The sequence below is a fragment of the Legionella steigerwaltii genome (genome assembly GCF_001468065.1).
Taxonomy (GTDB): domain Bacteria; phylum Pseudomonadota; class Gammaproteobacteria; order Legionellales; family Legionellaceae; genus Legionella; species Legionella steigerwaltii.
Genome location: NZ_LNYZ01000020.1, coordinates 1 through 19,595, shown reverse-complemented (window position 1 = coordinate 19,595; position 19,595 = coordinate 1). Strand labels below are relative to the sequence as shown.

Sequence of the window (19,595 nt, the reverse complement as noted above, 5' to 3'; positions counted from 1 at the left end):
GCTCATATATTGTTTAATTCGTTTTCTTCAAACTGGTAGTTTGTGCTGCAAAATAATCTTCTGCTTGATACATATGATCTGCATCAATGCCTACTCTCAGCGCCTCAACTAAATCAGCTTGGTGTTGGCTAATCACACGAAATTCAGAAACAGGGACATCTTTAAGTTGTTTGGTGACCAAATAATTCAGTAAAGACATTGTTGAACCAGGATTCATCGTTTGGGTTTCGTCTAGTGTTTTAAACAGTTGGTAGCGATAAGACAAACAAAGAAATATGCCTGGCGCAATTTCAACTGGGGTTTGATCTTCTTTAATACTTACATCGACATCCCGATAAAAACTGATGGATGGATATTCTTTTCGCAACATATTGAGAATCTGTAACACATGCAATTCATTGGTGTTGGCTATGAAATAAATAGGATCCATTTTAGGTTTAGGCCGAGACTCTGATGCCTGCGACTTTTCATCTGTTAAATCACTTCGTTGTGCTTCATGAATTAATGCATAAAGATAATTCGCTTTTTTCTTATCCCAACCAATTTGTGAATTCCAAGCCTCTTCCAAAAGCATCTTTTCAAAAGTCTTAGAATACAACTGCTTGCTCTTCAACCGTTCCATTTCACCAGACTTAGGAGTTGCATCCTCAAGAAAAGAGAAAATATGCAATAAACGTTCGAGAAATTGTTCTGTAGTCAGTTTACCTAGGCGATAAGGCTGAATTAATTTAGAATCATTTCTACTCAATTGATACATAAGCCAAGCATAGTTTGTCCATGATTGAAAAAAACTGGAACACGAACTGAAACAACCGGTAGAATATTGATCGCAAATATCTTCAAATGATTGGACAGATGTACTTATTGGATATAAAGCATGAATGGATGATAAATTAACAATTAGCGGCATGGCTACAGTACCTGTTATTTTTCGCGCGATCTTATCCCAAATAACAAGGCGTTTCAAATTAAGACCTTCCCTTATTCTAGCCAATGTTGTTACCCTATTCTCTTAAGCGATAAACTCTTTAGAAGAATTATGATAAAATGAGTTCTTTTCTAACCCTCCATGTTTATGCACGCAACAAATACAATACATCTGCGTCAATTAAATCAGATCGATGAGGTTGATTTTCTCCTAACCATGCAGAAAAGTCGTGATTTTCATTACCCTTTTGTTACTGCACCCCAAACCCATGAGGAATTCCAGGCTTATTTACAAAAATCCTTACAAGCAGACCGTCGATGTTTTTTAGCACTAAACCAAAACGAAGACATTATTGGGGTCTTTAATATTAGTGAAATCGTGCAAGGTGTGTTTCAAAGTGCCTATTTGGGCTATTTTGCGTCGGTAACCTATGCAGGACAAGGCTTAATGAGCCAGGCGTTAAAATTGGTTTTAAAAGAAATTTTTTTAGACTTAAAACTGCACCGAATCGAAGCAAACATCCAACCCGCGAATACTTCATCCATAAATTTAGCAATCCAAAATGGATTTTTCAAAGAAGGATTCTCACCCAGATATTTAAAAATAAATGGTGTATGGTGTGATCATTTTCGTTTTGCCTTAACCTATGAAGACTGGTTGGCAAATCAATAGAGCAAATCTATTATCTTGAACGCTTTGTAGCTTAGTAGCCTGGGTGCAGCGCAGCGGAACCCGGGAATGCAGTTTATCGATCCCGGGTTTCGCTGCGCTGCACCCAGGCTACACAGCTAAGCAATCTTGCAAATAACGAATCCTGATGGAAAGTCAGATTTGAGTGTAGGTTGAGAGTTCCTTTTCACTCAAAATACGCCAAATATGGCTTTTCCCTTACCAAACTCTCGCCAATAATTGTCTATATCCGGTAATAACTTTATCTGCAGTTAAAAAGTGATGTCGATCATAAGTAGTCATCAAACCGATCACCTGCATCCCCGCTGCTTTAGCTGCCTTTACGCCATAAGGTGTGTCTTCGATAACCAAACAACGTTCAGGAGCAACATCTAAACGTTTAGCAGTTAATAAATATCCTTCGGGCGATGGTTTTCCAACCTGTACATCCTCAGCAGTAACAATCGTATCAAAATAAGCATGTAATTTTCCCTGCCTTACTTTTGAAAGTACTGTGGTTATCTCGCCACGACTAGAGCCACTACAAATAGCAATTTTTTTTACCTTAGGAGCAATTTTAAAAAGAAACTGATCAAAGTCTACAATCAAAGGCAAGGAGTCAGATGTACTAATAATGTTCGTATAGATCGCCGTTTTTTGCTGCATTAGACGTTGAACTTCTGCCTCGGAATAACTCAATCCTTTATGGTGAAGTAGCTTTGGGAACGCGTCTTTGTCGGATAAACCCAGATATTTTTCCATATACTCTGCATAACTTATTGCTATCCCTAATGGCTTAAGTACAAGACAATATGCTTCATAATGAATGGGTTCACTGTCTAAAATAACTCCATCAAAATCAAAGATAATTGCGTCAAGCATCATATCCAAATTCACTTTTATCAAGCCAGAGCCTCTTAACCACTTTATCATTTATCGCATTAACACGTAAATGGTTACAAAACCGGTTATAAGTAAAAATCAACAGCCCTTAGTTATCAGAGGGCTACTCTCATGATGATTTTTTTCTGTGTGTTGCTCTTCAACATCTACTGAATCTTCCAGGGTTCTTCTCTCAAGAGTTCCTTTTTCTTGTGCTTGTACTACAGAGTTCCCAAGTTGAGTCATCACCTTTGGTACATTGGGGATGGTAGCTCCTTCAGATGGGGCCGCGGCTTCAAAGGGTGCTGGTTTTTCTTGAAGGGACATGTCAGACACACTGGTACATTTCCCTTCTATTTTTCCTGTTTTTTGATTAATGATCAAAGCATAAGGAGGACTATATAATGAAGGAGTACCATTAACTTTTGTCTTATAAACTCTGCGAGTTTCTCCATAATCAAAATCGGATTCAATACCAAAAACATCTTGAAAAAAAGCCGCGAAATTCTTTCCATGGCCAAACAACCAACAATCTCGTTGATCGACACGATCAATCAAAGCATTAATATCTTGTATTTTATCACCATGATAATTTAGGTCTTGGCAAACATCCGGTTTATCGCTATCAGAAAGAATTTTATTGCCGTGCTTCTGTATTTCCTCTGCAGCACTTTTTCTCTTTTCATAAAGTAAGTCGAAGTCCCGATCACTGTAAATCCAGATGGAAAGTTTTAAAAGAATTTTTTCAAGAGGTGAAGTCCAAAAAGAAAGCTGGCTATAGCACTTCTGCATATCTGCAACTGAACGAAAATCATGACCAGAAGGTGAAATGCTATTTTCTGTTAAAAAAGGCAAAACCTCTATGTTTGCATTCTTAATTTCTTGGGGAATCACTAAGCTAGCAGTTTGCATCGCTCGATTCATTGGCGAGACAGCAATCAATGGAGGATGTTCTTGAGGGGAGTAACATAATAAAGCATCACTGGAACGATTAGTTATTGCCATATTCTGTACAGCATCTTTTGAAATGCATGCATTAGGGCTTAAACCCAGTTTTTTTTGCCCTAAAAGGCTGCTTTCTCCATGGCGACTGAATAAGATATGGCCAGTAATTTCCATTTCTCGTGCATTAAGATACAGTCTGTCTGTTTCGTGGATCTGAGCTAATATTTTACTGGACTGTTCCTGCGAGGAGTTTAATCGTTTTATAAGCTCATTAATTTCTCTTAAATAAGCTATCTCTAAAGATTGAAAAAGTATGTATTCGTTAGATCTCGACTTAGCACTAGCCAACTCTGATTGAATAATTTTTACTGTTTCAGCAAACGACGACATGCGCAATTCCATAAAATAAACAATATTCTTATTTATTGTACAGCAAAACACTGGAGTTGATAAGCATTTATCATATCGTGAGGGTGCATTGATCTGCATTCAAAAGAACCTCTTTACCAAGAGGTAAGACACATCGCCTAGAAAAATGTCCATATGGAAAATTCTTAATACAGGGGACTTTGAGTCGTAATGCCCACTCCTCTATAACATCATCAACCGTTCCATCACGTTTTGGAAAATACTTCGGGGTACAACGTGCAAATTGGCCAAAAATAACACCTGCGACTTGTGTAAAAACCCCAGCCAGGTCCAATTGAGAAAGGCGACTATCTACTTGATAAGGTTCAGCACCAACGTCTTCTAGCAATAAAATGCAGTTTTTTACTTCCGGTTGAAAGGGTGTCCCCATCAATGAAATCCAGGACTCCAAATTCCCACCCACTAACCTCCCTTTAATCATTCCAGGCTGCATGGTTTGTCCTTTCTTGATTTGAAATGACTCGCCTTTTAAACATGCCCAAAGAGTCTGCTCAATTAAAGAATCAAGTTTACCTTCTGCCAAATCACCAAATACAAAACCAGAACAGGAAATCAGTCCTACTTTCTTGAATAAAGCGGCTTGAAGCGCAGTAGTGTCACTAAATCCACTTAAATATTTGGGTCGAGATTGGATAAGATCATAATCAAGAAATGGGACTATTCGCTGTGAGCCATAACCTCCGCCCATAGCCATAATTACTTTGACTTCATCATCCATAAAAAAATCCATAATGTCTTTAGCTCGATACTCATCATCCCCAGCTAAAAAACGATCGACAGCGTTCACGTGCTGTCCTAACTTCACTTGAAAACCTTTTTGTTCTAAATAGGAAACACCAACTTCCAATACACCAGGAATCATAGGACTTGATGGAGTAACTAAACCAATGGTATCTCCAGCTTTTAATGGTTCGGGGTATAAATAGCGCATCCTTTCTCTCCATATTCAATCTACAAAAATATAGCATTGCAACTTTGGGATGTTAAATGGAACAACGCATAAACCCTCATATTCGTGAACGTATGTGTGCCCGTAAAACATTTCCTTGAACATTTCATTTTTTAAATTGATCAATTATTGTCCTTTAAGTAATAACCTGTAGTATAATTTGTTTTCTCCAAACTTATTACTTTTGATAATTGCTGCACATTGTGAGGATTTGTTATTTATGCAAAGCAAATTATTATCTGAATCACGAAAGCAATCTCTTGAAAAAGAAAGTTTTTATGTTGCTTCATCTTCTCAATGGCTAAAAAATATTGGGCGCATCTTTTTATTCGTACCAACACAACTCTTTATGGCAAGTGGTATTTTCCCGGCCCAAGCAATTAGTACACTAAAAAAAGTACCAGGAATAAAATCAATCATAGGTTTTATTGCACGCAAAACAGGTAAAGATTCTCGATCAGCATTGGAAATTTTCAATCAAGATTTTCAAGAAAACTTATCAGCTAAACCGGTTGAGCAAAATTCAAGTTGGTTTGATTGGTTTACTAAAAACCCCAAAATAAAGAGATTTGAACAAGCCGATCAATTAGTGACACAATATACTAAAACTCCGTATCAAACTGATTTTGGTCGGGATGTGACGCTTGAAACATTCAGTTTTACAAGCGCACAATTTGATACAATACCCGAAGAAGATCGGTATTACCGTATTCATTGTTCAGGTAACGCTGGAAATTGCGGTCGTTTTTTTGGTGAATTGGCGCAATTAAGCATTAACCATCCTGAATTAAAAACAATAACCTATAATCATCCTGGTGTAGAAGGCAGTAACAGCATTACGATGAGTCAAGATGACTTAGTTAATGCCCTTTTTGCACAGGTGATTGCTTTACTCAAAGAAGGGGTAGCCCCTTCTCATATTGAACTCACTGGATTTTCAATAGGTGCTGCAACCGCAGCTCAAACAGCCAAAAAATTACAAGATTATCGTTCAAAACTTTATCCAGAGGGCATTCACGTTAATCTGTTTTGTGACAGAACATTGAGTACTATGGCTAATGTGGTCACTGACAAGTTACCAGTTTTAAGCGCTCTCTTTAATTTCATTAAATTAATTCCTGGAATTAAAGAAATAGTCCATTATCTGATTCAGCCGATAATTAAATTTTTAGTGATTACCCCACTGCTTTATCTTATCAATTGGAATATGAATCCTGCTGCAGCATATAATGAAATACCCGCAGAGCGTAAAGCGTTGACCGTTGTAAAACCCAAAACGGTAGGCAGTGGCGATGGGATAGGTAGACTATTCTTAAAATACTTAGGCATGTTTACAGGTTGGTTTAAAGAAGGGAATGGTGATAAGACGATTGCAAAGCATGTGTCATTACTTTCAGGAACAGAGGATGATGAAAACAGAAAAACATGGAAGAAAGAATTATCCACTTATGCTGAGAAACCAAACGAGAATCTGCTGTACCATTTAAAAGAATCAGCGCCAAATGCTATTGCTGCGAACGCTCTATCCAGGTTAGAACACGTAGAAGAGACTGCTGAAAATCCACAAGAATTAATACATTTAGCTCAGTTTGCTAATAAAGGAAGACGCTTACAAGGCACTACCGAGTCTGATGCGCATAATGTGACCGCGGATCTTATTGAAATGCGCAGCATCAGCAAAGATCCGGAAAAACACATTCGTACTGATGCCTTCAAAGCCGCACACTTATCAAAAGATTCACCCAATACCTTACTGACTTACTATTCTATGTTTCACCAAGCGGTTAAAAGCAACAATCAATTAAAGCAGCAGTCGGAACATCATGAAACGTTCTCTTATTAACATTTAGACACAAACCCGGGTTCCGCTACGCTGCACCCAGGCTACGATTGCTATTAATGTAGCCTGGGTGCAGCGTAGCGGAACCCGAGATTAATTTTATGAACTTGACAAAGCAAGAAGATGAACCAGACTTTAAGAACCATAATTGGAATTATTTGATGCTATGGATAACATCCCTACTCTTTAACAGAGGTTTATCATTTTTTTAGAGCTGTGATTCAATGGATTACGGAGTTTTAAGTGGAGGAAATTATGGCTACTGCAAAAAAAACTAAAGAAGAAAAACCGCTAATGAGCGAACTTGAAGCGATTTATAAGCGTCGCGCTGTACGTAATTACACCCCACAGAAACTGGATCAAACAGTCATTAATTCATTGCTTGATGCGGCAGTTCAAGCCCCTACTGCCATGCATGAAGAACCATGGTCCTTTGTTGTAATTCAAGACCAGGATACACTAAATCATTTATCCAACAGTGTGAAAGCTTTGATTTACGCGGAGGCTCATAATTATCCAAAAATGCAAATGAAGCACCTGCAAGAACTCGTGAATGATCCTGATTTTCATGCATTTTATAATGCAAGCACACTCATTGTTATTTGCAGTAAATACCATGGCCCTTTTGTCGCTGCAGATTGTTGGTTGGCTGCTGAAAACTTGATGTTGACTGCTTGCGCACAAGGACTTGGTACTTGTGTTATCGGTCTTGCTGTTTCCGCACTGAATTCTCCTGAGTGGAAAACAAAACTAAATCTTTCCTCTGAGGTCACCGCAATTGCACCAATTATTGTCGGTATTCCGGCAAGCGAACCTCCAGTAGTACCCCGTAAATCACCAGAAATTCTGGTGTGGAAATAAAAAAACAATAAGGACATTGCTCATGAAAAAAAATTTATTTTTATTTTTATTATTGGCGCTCAGTTTCCCAATAGCAGCTAAAACTTCTGACTTTACCCTTTGTAAAAGCAAATTCGCCCTATGCACTACGGCACCATGCGATCCAATACCTGGTGGAAAAAAAGGTTGGGTTACTTGCCACTGCAGCGTGCAAGATGGATACTCTGTAGGTACAAAACCATGTTCTGGCGTCAAGAAAACCAATAAGGGACAACTTGTGAAATCACGCTATTATCCCATTAAATCCTTTGCAGTCTGCAAAAATGATCGCCCCTGGGCTTGGTGTTTGGATAGTCCTTGCGTCATTGATAAAAAAGATCCTGCAAAAGCAAAATGCCTATGCTCCGTAGTTCGCAATAAAGGACCTTATATGATTGTTACAGATGAATATACTAAAAACACCTGCACTACTGGACTGTATTCATCAGCAACAGTTAAGGATGGAGAGCAGATAACCAACTTTTTAAAGGCTCATAAAGAATTGCCTCCTTTCCCCATTAAAGTGGTCAATGAGTAGGTTTCTTCAGCCTGGATGCTGCGAACTAGTCCTGAGTGATTTCCAGCAATTTACTCTACGTACCGCATAAAGCGCGGTACGTAGACAGGTTTGAAAAATTTATAAGATCGATTGATCTGCAAGCAAATCATGGGTAGCTTTTTGATAAGTGTTGAAAAAATTATCTTGAACAACTACAGCCATGTTATCAATCGCCTGTACTGTTTCTGTTTTCTTAATAATCCCCATTTTGAATTTCCAGTTCTTGGGTAATGTAAGCCTTGAACCGAGCTGAGCAAGAGATTGTTGCGTTTGAGGTATTAGTTGAACACTATAGGACTGCATAACAAATACATTACCTTGAGGATCGATGAGCTCATATACAGGCTTGCCCGCGTCATAGATCCAAGTTGTTTTACGAGCAACTTTTCGTTGTTTATAAGGATGATTTACTAACAAATCCTTTAAGCTAATATGGATTACTCCAGCTTCTCGCATGGCCAGTCCATTAAAATTTTTAATCTTGCTATTCACTAAATCGGAATTTTTCATTCCATCAATCATCCAGTAACGAGGGCCATTTAAATGGACATGTTGCGTTCCTACTTCTTTTTTCACGTCGTCAAGGTTTATTTTTTCCCAAATTTTTTGAGGGCAATCATTGAGACCGATTGTATTGTAGACTGCATAATCCATTAGATTTTTACTATAAATAATCTCGCAATAACGCTGCCCTCGAAGATTGGATTTTTGTGCTGCAGAGGAAAAAGATGGAATAAGCAATAAAGTCAATAAAGCAGCAATAAAAGTGTTTGCATAACCTCTACGACACATAGTTACCTCCTGTATGTTCTATTTATTAGGGAATCGCTCAAAAAAATAATACATAAGAAACTGGATAAAATACAGTTAAAGCATATTGACTCTCTCATTGACGTGAACGTATGCGTGAGCGTGCACAACCACGTTTGTGTGGTGCATAGAGAGATTTGCAACCTTATTTTTACAACATATGTTAAGGCGTACTACTCCTCATGACACTATATTCTGCGATTGCATCATATGCATCTTTAGTTTGTTCATCTCTTATTAACTGTTTAAAGACATTAGCTGAATTTGCTTTTGTAGCAATATTATTTATTTCTTCCATAGCTTTGGCTGCTTTTTCGGGATCTTTCATGCCCTCTATTGCTTGGTTATAAATTCTAAAAATATGAGGGGGAACTATTTTAGATTCCTTTTTAGATTCCTCACCCACTTTGATTTCTTTTCCAGTCAAACTTCCTAGTCTTACCTTCCAGTTCGTATTTTCAATTAGAGCCTTTATTTCACCAAGTGAAGTAACAGCGTTTGCATTTTGAACAGCATCCTTTTGTTCTTTTTCGGTACTATGTTCTTGTTTAAATGCTTCAACAGATTGCCACTTTCCTCCCGCTTTGTGCGGTTCAAAAAGCTCACTCCAAATAGATTGATCTTCTGGATTTGATAGTCTCAGAACATCCGCGTCGACTTTTTCTTTATATGTATTATAAATCTGTTTAATTCTCTCTCTAACTGTGAATTCTATGGTGTCAGAGGGTGTGCTAGGGTGTAACTTCCTCCTTTTAGCACTTGGTTCACCTTCGGGTTGTTCCTTCGTTACACGAGGTGGTGGTCGTTTTTCTTTTTGCCACTGAGTCTCTGGTGGTATCCCTGGTTGCTGAACTTCTCGTTGTGCTTCTTGAGCTTTTATTACTTTATCAAGTCTCTCATATTCACTAATGAGACTTTCATGTAAACTTTTTGCCCTTCCCGCAAGGCGTTCTAATTCTTCTCTATTTTTAACGGGGTTATCTCGTTGATACTCGGTATTGTCAAAAGAGGATTTCATGTCTTCCAGTGATTGTCGCAAGCTCTCAAATAACAGTAACTCCTCCTTGCTCGCGTTTCCTTGTAGCAAGTCAAATTTATCCGTAACTTCTTGAATTTGTTGTTTAAGTATTTTTGTTGCATCTGCCAATTGCTTTTGAAATGCTACATAATCCTGTACAAAAGACTGATTCTCAGTATAGGATTTACTACGACCTGTGACTTTATCCAATTTCCTCTGATCCAGCGCGCTTTTTCTAACCTCACCTAATGCAGACCGAAGTTGATCTAACTGTTCAACAATATCTTCTTCTTTTATTTGAGATAAGTTGTCTTCTGCTGTTGCAATGGCATCAACTAATATTTCATGTTTCTTGTCAAGAGAGTTAATCTCTGATTCTGCATGAATTGCCTGTATCCTGTCTAAAGCTAAGACCTCACTTAAAGGCTCTCTCTTGTCTATAGGAAGCAGGAAAAAAACAGATTTTGCTAAATTTGGATCAATATGCTCAAGTACATATTTTTGAACTTCTAGCGGCTGATCTTGAATTTGCTTTGCAATGAAATCGCGTGTCGTATTAAGAGACTCACTCGCTGCATCAATCTGCTTTTTCTGCTCTTGGGCTAATGCTTTTTTTGTATCTAATTCATCTTTAAGCACTAAATATCGCTGAAAATTTTTGACTTTATGATCTAGATTGGTCATGTCGGTATGTGCCTGTCCAAGGGCAGATCGCTGCTCTACTATAGCGTCTCCACTTGGAATTTTTCCCCATGCACGAGTTAATTTTTCAGGATCTGACGCAGATTGGATAATATGCTCTAGCGTAGATTCAAAATTCACATTCAAGCTAATATTTTTCAGTCGTCCCCAGCTCTTCTCCATGATAAAAGGCATTTTTTGTTCTTTATCCTTATAAATCGTGTCACCATAGTGCTTCTTATATTCATTGGCACAATGTTCATTCGCTTTTTGTAACTGCGCTTGAATACAATTTAATTTACGAGCTGAAAAAATACCTGTATTACATTTTTCTAATACTCCATTAGTAAATGCTACGACTTTCTTGAGCGGTTCCTTTTCTAAGTCTTTATAAGTGGGATTGACGTTGCCATACTCATCAACTTTTGCAATTCCCGCAAAACTTTCATTAAGTTCCTCTATCTTTGCTTGGCGTTGCTCGGGATTTCCTTCTGTCTCTTTAAGGATTTGTTGGTAGTAATCTACAGCCGCATTATAAAATGCAGTAAGCATCGTTTGTTTGGTGAACTCAAGTGTATTTTCATATTTTGTATATTGAGCATACTTATCGCTAACATGTTCCTTAAAAAATGGTTTTGCACCTATTTTTTCACGTTCTTCATTTTCTTTTTCACTATCTAACTGTTCACGTAAAGCGGATATCTCTTTTTCAAGCGACGTTCTTGTTTTTTGTAATTCTTCTCTTGATGCGTGTAGATTTTTTTGTGCAAATGATACGACACGTGGGTCTTGGCTAATGGTATCATTTAGTGAAGCCTCTCTCGCTCGTAATTTTCTTAATTGTTGCTCTAATGAATCAATTGCTTTTTCAATAATTACTATTTGACTATAAGTTGGTTCTAATAAGCTCTTGTTTCCATAAAGCGCATTCAATTTTTTGACTGCATCTTCCTGATAAACGTCTCCTTTTTCTATTGTTTTTATAAGTGCTGGAAATGCAATGGCTTCAGGAGGTTTTCTCGGTTCTTTACCGTTAAGAAATTCTTCTTTTTGTTGGGCAAGATCTCTTCCTACTTTAGCCTTGGCTGCACTTTCTTTGTCCTTTTGAAGTAGATTGAGGATACCTTCACGAATTGTTGGCAGCTTCCATATTTGATCCGCTTTAATTTCGGGAGAAGAACATTCCACTGTAAACTTTGCAGCTTCAAATTTATTTTTAAGTGCTGATTCTATTGATATACTCGGTGAGATGTCTGGTTTGAGAGGTGGTATGTTCATGTGATCTATTCCATCGGACAGAGTATAGCTTACTTGGAAAGCCCCCTCTTTTTTCCCTGAAATTAAAACATGCGTTCGTACTTCATCTTTCTTCGCTAATAAATCTAATTCTCCACTAGTTATCTTTTTCGCAACAATGGATTGAGCAATCGACTCAAGTTCTTTAGTTGGATCTTTTGGTTTATCAGCGTCATCAAGAAATTCAAAAGGATCCTCATCAAAAGTAACTGACACATTAACAGTATATTCTTTAAATTCACCTGGGCGCTTAAGCTCGATTACAACAGTTTTCATTTTCTCTCGTCCTGGTTAGATCCTCTTAATTATTTATATTTTATACATTTAATCTGTTTATATTTTATATACTAAGTATAGTACTAAAACTGTCAACTACGACGAAAATCAATCTAAAAACAAGATGCCACATGTGGCTTTTCGATAGGAGATTTACATGATTAAAAATTAACGTTTACTCATTGATTTCTATGAGAAAGTTTCTTTTTTTTATATTGTTCTTCTTGAATAAATCAGACATAATTTCATTAATTGTAATGATCGGGCTCAACTCTAGAAAAAAGAGCAAACCCTGAAGAATCGATTAAATTTTGACCCACTCCTGCACAGTAGGCCATGTACACCGCAACTAGGGACTGATTCAGAAAGGATATTTTATGCAATGGAAAGGAATACTGCATTCTTGTTTTAGTTTAGCAATCCTATTAGTCGCTTCATCAGCCCTGGCTTATGATGAGCCGGTTGTAAATCTAGGTTACACCAGTTTTTATGATGGAAGCCCACCTTCAGGACCTGGGTTTTATTTCCAAGATTATTTTCAATATTATACAACCAATCGCTTTAACGACAAAAATGGCCACAAACTACCATTGCCTCGCACCGATCTGGACGTTGTTGCGAATGTGACTCAGTTTATTTATGTGACGAAAAAAAGAATTTTCGGGGTGGCTAATTTAGGCTTTTCCGCACTATTACCCTGGGTGGTCAATGACAGTGTCAATGATGGATTGGAAAATACTCTATTAAAAGCAGAAAGTGGTCCTGGTGATTTGTGGGTCGGCCCTGCGCTGCAATTTGATCCTATTATGCGCAAAGATGGGAAAGGTCCTTTATTTGTATCACGTATTGAACTGGACGTAATTGCGCCAATAGGGCGCTACAGCAGTATCAATGCGATCAATCCCAGCAGTCATTTTTGGTCTTTAAATCCTTACTGGGCATTTACTTTGTGGATGACCCCTAAATTTTCCGCTTCAGCACGGCTGCATTATCTGTGGAATGGTGTCAATCATAGTCCTAATGTATCCTTTGGCCCCAATGTCCATACCACGCAAGCAGGACAAGCTGTTTTTGCAGATATTGCTGTAGGTTATGCAATAATCGAAAAGCTTACTGTAGGCGTGAATGGCTACTTTTTCAATCAAATTACCGACACTCTGGCAAATGGAGTTGGGGTTCCTGGTCGCAAGGAAAGTGTGTGGGCGATTGGCCCGGGAATGGTATACAGTCTTACCAAAAATCACTTTGTGTTTTTAAATGTCTATTCTGAACAAGATGCCAAAAATCGAGCTCAAGGAACTAATGGGATATTGCGCTTTGTTGTTCATTTTTAACCCAAGACCCTGGTAGCCTGGGTGCAGCGCAGCGGAACCCGGGATCAAGAAGTTCAGGAAACCCGGGTTACGGCTACGCCTTCACCCAGGCTACAATTTTCCATATCCCCCGCCTCCCGGTGTCTCAATAATAAAAACATCACCGGGCTGCATTTTTACTTGGGCACAGCTTCCAAAATCTTCTATCCTTCCATCTGCGCGTTGAACCCAGTTGCGCCCGGGTTTACCAGAAGCTCCTCCATGCATTCCATAGGGAGGAATAACACGATGACTGGAAATAATATTGGCAATCATTTTCTCTAAAAAACGAATTCGTCGAACAACGCCATCCCCTCCACGATGCAAACCTGAGCCACCACTTCCTTTGCGAATAGAAAATTCTTCGAGCAAGACTGGAAAACGCCATTCCAAAACTTCGGGATCAGTCAAATAAGTATTGGTCATATGAGTATGAACTGCTGAAGCTCCATCAAAATCTGCTCCTGCACCAGCTCCGCCACAAATTGTTTCATAATATTGAAATTCTTTATTACCAAAAGTGAAATTATTACACGTTCCTTGTGAGGCAGCGACTACCCCCAATGCCCCAAATAACGTATCTACAATGCATTGTGATGTTTCCACATTACCTGCTACAACTGCTGCAGGATAACTAGGATTCAAAATACTTTGTTCAGGGATAAGCAGTTCAAGAGGTACAAAACAACCATTATTCAAAGGAATTTTTTCAGCAATGAGGCAACGTAAAACATATAAAACGGCAGCCTTACAAATTGCGGTGGGAGCGTTAAAATTTCCCGGATGCTGTCCACTACTCCCCGTAAAATCAATGCGAATTTTTTTTGTTTTTCTATGAATATTCAGTGCCACTTTAATTTGGCTGCCATCATCTAATGCATAAGTAAAATGACCATTATGCAAATTTCCCAATAAACGCTCTACAGATAAAGTCGCATTATCACGTACATGTCCCATATACGCATGGACTACATCCAATCCAAACTGTGCAGTTAAATCCAGTAAACCTTGTACGCCACAAGCATTTGCTGCAATTTGTGCTTTGAAATCTTCCAAATTTTGATGAGGATTTCGTGCTGGATAGTTCGCTTTAGTGAGTAAATTTAATGTTGCCCTTTCTAAAAAACGACCTTGATCCATGATCTTGAAATTATTGATCAGAACACCTTCTTCTTCGACAGTTTTGCTTTCAGCAGGTATGGAGCCAGGTGTAATACCACCAATATCTGCATGATGTCCACGTGAACCAACCAGGAACAACAACGTATTCCCTTGTTTATCAAAAACTGGGGTAATCAACGTGATATCCGGCAAATGTGTTCCACCATTATAAGGAGCATTTAAAACATAAACATCGTTAGAGTGCATCTGAGGATTATTTTTTAATATGGATTTAACACTGTCACTCATTGAACCCAGATGCACCGGAATATGTGGCGCATTAGCGACGAGTTCACCCTGTTCATCAAAAATAGCACAGGAGAAATCAAGTCGCTCTTTAATGTTTACCGAACTTGCTGTTTTACGTAAAACCTCCCCCATTTGTTCTGCAATATTCATAAAACGATTGTTAAACACTTCCAGCATCGCCGGATCAACCTGGGTATTTATTTTTCTGGCCGCCAATGTTTGATAACGCGTTAGCAATAAATCCTTTTGAGCAGTCATCTCAGCGTGCCAACCTGGCTCAACAATAGTGGTCGCATTCGCTTCAGTAATTACCGCACACCCTTGAATACAGTCTCCAGGGATTAATTCTTCACGAACATATACTGGTGCTTCATGGTAAGATCCTTGAGTAAATATTTTGACTGCTTCATGTTGTGGAATCTCCTGTTTACTACGGTTTTGAGTGCCCTCTTCCGTCAACGTAACAGAAGTAGTACTGGAAATAGTACATTCTATTGAAATTGCTTCAACAATCAGTTTTTTTCTGGGTGAGGCGAATCCAAATGTTTTACGGTGTTGTTCTATAAACGCTTGCCGCATAGATTTAATCGTTCCAAACAGAACATGTAACATCGTATCTGAACCTTCATAACGTAAATGCACTTGTCGATTGCAGATCATGGTTTTTTTAGCTAATCCTTGGGCTTTTAGTTCCTTTTGTGCTCTTTGCTCTATTTTTTTAAATTTTGCACGCAAAAAAGAAAGAATGCCGCGCTGTAGTGGTCTTTCAATGGCTTGCTCATGCAATACACCGATTTCTGCCAATCCCATACCGTAAGCAGAAAGCACACCGGCCAAAGGATGAATCAAAATCTTTTTAATACCAAGAGTGTCAGCAACCCGACACGCATGCTGTCCGGCAGCTCCACCAAAACAATTTAAGACATGTCGCCTTACATCATAACCACGTTGTACCGAAATTTTCTTAATTGCGTTGGCCATGTTTTCTACAGCGATATTGAGATAACTTTCTGCAATATGCTCCACTGTTTTTTCACTGCCTGTTGCTTGCTGAATTTGTTTTGCCAGATCCTGAAAATGCTTCTTCACCACGAGCACATCAATTTCTTGGTTGGCAGAAGTACCAAAGACTTTAGGGAAAAACTGAGGTTGTATTTTACCAAGCAACACATTGCAATCCGTGATTGTGAGTGGACCACCACGACGATAACAAGCAGGACCTGGGTTTGCGCCAGCTGACTGAGGCCCTACAGTATAGCGTTGGCCATCAAAATTAAGAATCGACCCCCCACCTGCTGCAATAGTATGAATAAGCATCATTGGCGTCCGTATATGTACCCCACTAAATTCATAGCTATAACTTCGTTCGTATTCGCCAGCAAAATGCGACACATCCGTGGATGTCCCGCCCATATCAAAACCAATCACCTCATTAAAACCAGCAAGTTGGCTGGTTTTAATCATGCCAATTACCCCTCCTGCGGGACCCGAAAAGAGACTGTCTTTACCTTGAAAGCGTTGTGCATGAATTAATCCACCATTAGATTGCATAAAAAATAAGGGGATTTTACCTAATTTATCGTGCAAACTTTGAATATAGCGTTGTAATACTGGGGAAAGATACGCATCAACAACCGTTGTATCTCCACGGCTTACCAATTTCATTACCGAAGCGACTTCATGACTTACGGAAATTTGGGTAAACCCTATTTCGCGGGCAATTTCCTTTAATTTTTTTTCATGTTGTGTGTATTGATAAGCATGCATCAATACGATAGCAATCGTGCAATATCCCTGAGCAAAAGCATATTCCATCTTTTTTCGCGCTTTTTTTTCATCTAAAGGCTGTAAGACACTGCCTTGTGCATTAACTCGCTCATCAATCTCAATCACTTCTTCATAGAGTAAGGAGGGTAATTTAATATTTAGCGCAAAAAGATCAGGACGATTTTGATAACCGATTCGCAGTGCATCAGCAAAGCCCTTAGTAATCGCTAAAAGTACTTTAGCGCCTTTTCGTTCAAGCAAGGTATTCGTTGCTACAGTTGTTCCCATTTTAATGAAGGCAATTTGATTCGCAGGAATAGAAGAACATTGAAGAATATCTTGGATGCCCTGAATGGTCGCATCAGGATAAAATTCAGGATTTTCGGAAAGTAATTTATGGCTACTTACGCGTCCTTCAGGGCTGCACGCCACAATATCAGTAAACGTACCTCCTCTATCAATCCAAAACTCCCATTTATTTTTTTTCATTCTCACTTATTCCATGGGCACCAGTAGTTTATTAATTATACTACACAACATTTGGTGTAGCCTGGGTGAAGCGTAGCGTAACCCGAGATTAAGAAGTTTATTCATGCCCAGAAATCTCGGCTTACGACTTTGTCTTCACCCAAAAAAATACTCACCCTATTTTCCTTTTCCAAATATTATGGCAAAACATAAGGATGAATTGATTCACTGAGAATTGAATGACGTTTCCTTTTAAGATCATTGACTTGACGCATACACTCTCAACAGAGAGCCCTTCATGGGATATTGGCTGTGGCTTTAATCATAAAACCACACTGGATTATGACGAATGTTCTACGACAGTACACTTCAAAGTACAAGAAATGAGCATGCCGGCTGGAATCGGCACTCATATTGACGCCCCATCTCATTGCATTCGCAATGGGCTTCATGTTGCCGAGCTCGATCTTTTAGGCCACCATTTAATTACTCACTGTGTAGTCATTGATGTAAGCCACCAAGCGCATGAGTGTTATACCATTACCCCCAAAGACGTTTTGGACTTTGAGAAAAAACATGGGAAAATTACTGAGCATACTTTTGTTATTTTTCATACTGGATGGGAAAAACACTGGCATGATTCAAAGCAATATAGAAATAATTTAGTTTTTCCCTGCGTCAGCGGAGAAGCAGCACAATTAATACTGGAACGAAATAGTGCAGGTATTGGAATTGATACTTTGTCTCCCGATAGACCTGAAAATGATTATATCGTTCACCAACTGATGCTGGAAAATAAGAAATATATTGTTGAGAATATTTTTAACGCGACAAAGCTACCCGCATCAGGTGCTTACAGCATGGTTTTACCCATGAAAATTGCTGATTTAACGGAAGCACCTGTCCGTTTAATTGGTCTTTATTGATTTTGTTTAGTTACTTTATATAATCCCTCGTATTCATTCAAATTTCTTGGAAGGAATTACATTGAACGTTGCTATTATTGGAGGTTCTATAGCAGGTTGCGCCTTGGCCTTATTATTGAAGGACCGGTTTCAGGTCACCGTTTTTGAGCGAGCACATGATTTAAAGTCTCGCGGAGCAGGTATCACGCTTCCTATTGAATTGTTACATGGTTTAATTGCCAAAAATCTTATTGACAAAGACACATTAGCCCATAAGTGCACTACGCGCAGTTTTTATTGCAAAACCGATGATGAACCGCTTTATGGACAACTTTTATGGCAACAGGGAATGTCCATGGCAAGCTTGCACTGGGATACTTTATTTACCAACTTCAGAAAAAGAATACCCGATTCGATATATCGCCATGGAGTTAAAGTCATCAATGTACAGCTTAATGAAGGAAATCCGGGCCAAATTACTTTGGAGTCAGGTGAAACACAATTCTTTGATTTAATTGTCTTTGCAGATGGCGTCCAATCTATAGGTAGAACATTAATTTCCAATGTCCAACCAGAATATTCAGGTTATGTTGCATGGCGCGGCACATTGGAGTTTGAGCGGATAAAAGATAAAACCCTGTTCAACGATCAGGGGCTTTACTACTGTTTTGACAAGGGACACTTATTAACTTACCCGGTATATCATCATCAAACAAACAAATTAAACTGGGTTTTTTATGAAAAATTAGCGCGTGCAGACCTAGAAAGTTTGGGATCAACCACTGTAAGCGATTTTTCTATTAAAGCAAAACAACACCTGTATCAATTAGCCCAGGACAAATTACCCGAGGTTGCAGCGCAAGTTATCTTCGATACCCCGGCCCCTTTTATGCAAAACATTGTTGACGTCTGTGCCGATCGTTTTGTAACTCAAGGAGCGCTTTTACTGGGTGATGCCAGCGCTGTATTACGACCTCATGTAGGAAATGGTGCTTCTTTAGCAATTCAGGATGCACTAAGCCTCAGGGAGCATCTCGACAAATACGACGATTTCCAACAGGCGATTTCTGTGTGGGAAAAAGATTCTCTTCCCAAACGACACGCTATGTATGATTTATCAAAACGAATGGCGGATGCCTTAGTATTGCACCCTGTCGAATGGCAAGAAATGAATGAAGTTAAAATGCACGTATGGTGGGAACAAATCATCCTTGGGGAAAAATGGTATACAACTACCTCCCCAAAAACCTAGAAAATTATTTCTTCCCTCACCCCTGCACCCTCTCCCGTTATCGGTAGAGGGGATAATATTACTCCCCCTGATAACAGTAAGAAGATAATATTGATCCCTTCTCCTTCGGGGAGAAGGTGCCCGCAAGGGCGGATGAGGGTGTATATTTCTATTCCTCTCACTTTTGCCCCTCTCCCGAATAGGGAGAGGAGATGTGTTGGGTACAAACCGGGTAGACTGGTAACACTTTAAACCGGGATGATAGGTAACACTTTCTTAGGAGAAAAAGGTGTTACCGATG

At 38.9% G+C, this 19,595-nt stretch carries 14 protein-coding genes; 7 read left to right on the top strand and 7 right to left on the bottom strand.

Features of this window, described 5'->3' with window-relative positions; translation table 11 throughout:
• Positions 1 to 13 precede the first annotated feature (13 nt).
• Positions 14 to 994 (bottom strand): hypothetical protein, encoded by a 981-nt coding sequence (locus Lstg_RS12135; RefSeq protein ID WP_238585425.1) that lies wholly within the window; start codon positions 992 to 994, stop codon positions 14 to 16.
• A gap of 81 nt (positions 995 to 1,075) precedes the next feature.
• On the opposite strand from Lstg_RS12135, the gene Lstg_RS12130 reads away from it, so the two are divergent.
• Positions 1,076 to 1,600 carry a GNAT family N-acetyltransferase gene (locus Lstg_RS12130; RefSeq protein WP_058477985.1) on the top strand — a complete coding sequence of 175 codons (525 nt, stop codon included), beginning with the start codon at positions 1,076 to 1,078 and terminating at the stop codon, positions 1,598 to 1,600.
• Between the two features lie 216 nt (positions 1,601 to 1,816).
• Here Lstg_RS12130 and Lstg_RS12125 read toward each other — a convergent pair whose 3' ends face one another.
• The 3 genes from Lstg_RS12125 to Lstg_RS12115 form a co-directional block, all read right to left on the bottom strand.
• Positions 1,817 to 2,479: an HAD family hydrolase gene (locus Lstg_RS12125; RefSeq protein ID WP_058477984.1), complete on the bottom strand. Its 663-nt coding sequence runs from the start codon at positions 2,477 to 2,479 to the stop codon at positions 1,817 to 1,819.
• Positions 2,480 to 2,578: 99 nt separating this feature from the next.
• Positions 2,579 to 3,814, bottom strand: coding sequence for a hypothetical protein (locus Lstg_RS12120; protein ID WP_058477948.1), 1,236 nt, complete (start codon positions 3,812 to 3,814; stop codon positions 2,579 to 2,581).
• A gap of 70 nt (positions 3,815 to 3,884) precedes the next feature.
• Positions 3,885 to 4,784 (bottom strand): S66 peptidase family protein, encoded by a 900-nt coding sequence (locus Lstg_RS12115; RefSeq protein WP_058477947.1) that lies wholly within the window; start codon positions 4,782 to 4,784, stop codon positions 3,885 to 3,887.
• Between the two features lie 238 nt (positions 4,785 to 5,022).
• Between Lstg_RS12115 and Lstg_RS12110 the strand changes: the two genes are divergently transcribed.
• The 3 genes from Lstg_RS12110 (at position 5,023) to Lstg_RS12100 (ending at position 8,059) form a co-directional block, all read left to right on the top strand.
• Entirely contained in the window at positions 5,023 to 6,645 is a 1,623-nt protein-coding gene (locus Lstg_RS12110; protein WP_058477946.1) for a hypothetical protein, read from the top strand.
• Positions 6,646 to 6,897: 252 nt separating this feature from the next.
• Entirely contained in the window at positions 6,898 to 7,503 is a 606-nt protein-coding gene (locus tag Lstg_RS12105; protein WP_058477945.1) for a nitroreductase family protein, read from the top strand.
• Between the two features lie 22 nt (positions 7,504 to 7,525).
• A complete protein-coding gene (locus Lstg_RS12100) occupies positions 7,526 to 8,059 on the top strand; it encodes a hypothetical protein (protein WP_058477944.1) in 534 nt (177 codons plus the stop codon).
• A gap of 99 nt (positions 8,060 to 8,158) precedes the next feature.
• Here Lstg_RS12100 and Lstg_RS12095 read toward each other — a convergent pair whose 3' ends face one another.
• Positions 8,159 to 8,872 (bottom strand): YggN family protein, encoded by a 714-nt coding sequence (locus Lstg_RS12095; RefSeq protein ID WP_058477943.1) that lies wholly within the window; start codon positions 8,870 to 8,872, stop codon positions 8,159 to 8,161.
• Between the two features lie 181 nt (positions 8,873 to 9,053).
• Positions 9,054 to 12,161, bottom strand: coding sequence for a coiled-coil domain-containing protein (locus Lstg_RS12090; protein ID WP_058477942.1), 3,108 nt, complete (start codon positions 12,159 to 12,161; stop codon positions 9,054 to 9,056).
• Positions 12,162 to 12,538: 377 nt separating this feature from the next.
• Between Lstg_RS12090 and Lstg_RS12085 the strand changes: the two genes are divergently transcribed.
• Positions 12,539 to 13,495, top strand: a complete 957-nt coding sequence (locus Lstg_RS12085) for a SphA family protein (RefSeq protein WP_058477941.1) — start codon at positions 12,539 to 12,541, stop codon at positions 13,493 to 13,495.
• A 90-nt stretch (positions 13,496 to 13,585) separates the two neighbouring features.
• Here Lstg_RS12085 and Lstg_RS12080 read toward each other — a convergent pair whose 3' ends face one another.
• Positions 13,586 to 17,179: a hydantoinase B/oxoprolinase family protein gene (locus tag Lstg_RS12080; protein WP_058477940.1), complete on the bottom strand. Its 3,594-nt coding sequence runs from the start codon at positions 17,177 to 17,179 to the stop codon at positions 13,586 to 13,588.
• A 218-nt stretch (positions 17,180 to 17,397) separates the two neighbouring features.
• On the opposite strand from Lstg_RS12080, the gene Lstg_RS12075 reads away from it, so the two are divergent.
• Both Lstg_RS12075 and Lstg_RS12070 read left to right on the top strand, forming a co-directional pair.
• On the top strand, positions 17,398 to 18,084 hold the full coding sequence (locus Lstg_RS12075) for a cyclase family protein (RefSeq protein ID WP_058477939.1): 687 nt from the start codon (positions 17,398 to 17,400) through the stop codon (positions 18,082 to 18,084).
• Positions 18,085 to 18,145: 61 nt separating this feature from the next.
• A complete protein-coding gene (locus Lstg_RS12070) occupies positions 18,146 to 19,315 on the top strand; it encodes an FAD binding domain-containing protein (RefSeq protein ID WP_058477938.1) in 1,170 nt (389 codons plus the stop codon).
• Positions 19,316 to 19,595: the final 280 nt, after the last annotated feature.

Excerpts from the sequence above, each read along its gene's own strand:
- Lstg_RS12130 (WP_058477985.1), top strand. The coding sequence starts at position 1,076 with ATGCACGCAACAAATACAATACATCTGCGTCAATTAAATCAGATCGAT.
- Lstg_RS12125 (WP_058477984.1), bottom strand. The coding sequence starts at position 2,479 with ATGCTTGACGCAATTATCTTTGATTTTGATGGAGTTATTTTAGACAGT.
- Lstg_RS12120 (WP_058477948.1), bottom strand. The coding sequence starts at position 3,814 with ATGTCGTCGTTTGCTGAAACAGTAAAAATTATTCAATCAGAGTTGGCT.
- Lstg_RS12115 (WP_058477947.1), bottom strand. The coding sequence starts at position 4,784 with ATGCGCTATTTATACCCCGAACCATTAAAAGCTGGAGATACCATTGGT.
- Lstg_RS12110 (WP_058477946.1), top strand. The coding sequence starts at position 5,023 with ATGCAAAGCAAATTATTATCTGAATCACGAAAGCAATCTCTTGAAAAA.
- Lstg_RS12105 (WP_058477945.1), top strand. The coding sequence starts at position 6,898 with ATGGCTACTGCAAAAAAAACTAAAGAAGAAAAACCGCTAATGAGCGAA.
- Lstg_RS12100 (WP_058477944.1), top strand. The coding sequence starts at position 7,526 with ATGAAAAAAAATTTATTTTTATTTTTATTATTGGCGCTCAGTTTCCCA.
- Lstg_RS12095 (WP_058477943.1), bottom strand. The coding sequence starts at position 8,872 with ATGTGTCGTAGAGGTTATGCAAACACTTTTATTGCTGCTTTATTGACT.
- Lstg_RS12090 (WP_058477942.1), bottom strand. The coding sequence starts at position 12,161 with ATGAAAACTGTTGTAATCGAGCTTAAGCGCCCAGGTGAATTTAAAGAA.
- Lstg_RS12085 (WP_058477941.1), top strand. The coding sequence starts at position 12,539 with ATGCAATGGAAAGGAATACTGCATTCTTGTTTTAGTTTAGCAATCCTA.
- Lstg_RS12080 (WP_058477940.1), bottom strand. The coding sequence starts at position 17,179 with ATGAAAAAAAATAAATGGGAGTTTTGGATTGATAGAGGAGGTACGTTT.
- Lstg_RS12075 (WP_058477939.1), top strand. The coding sequence starts at position 17,398 with ATGACGTTTCCTTTTAAGATCATTGACTTGACGCATACACTCTCAACA.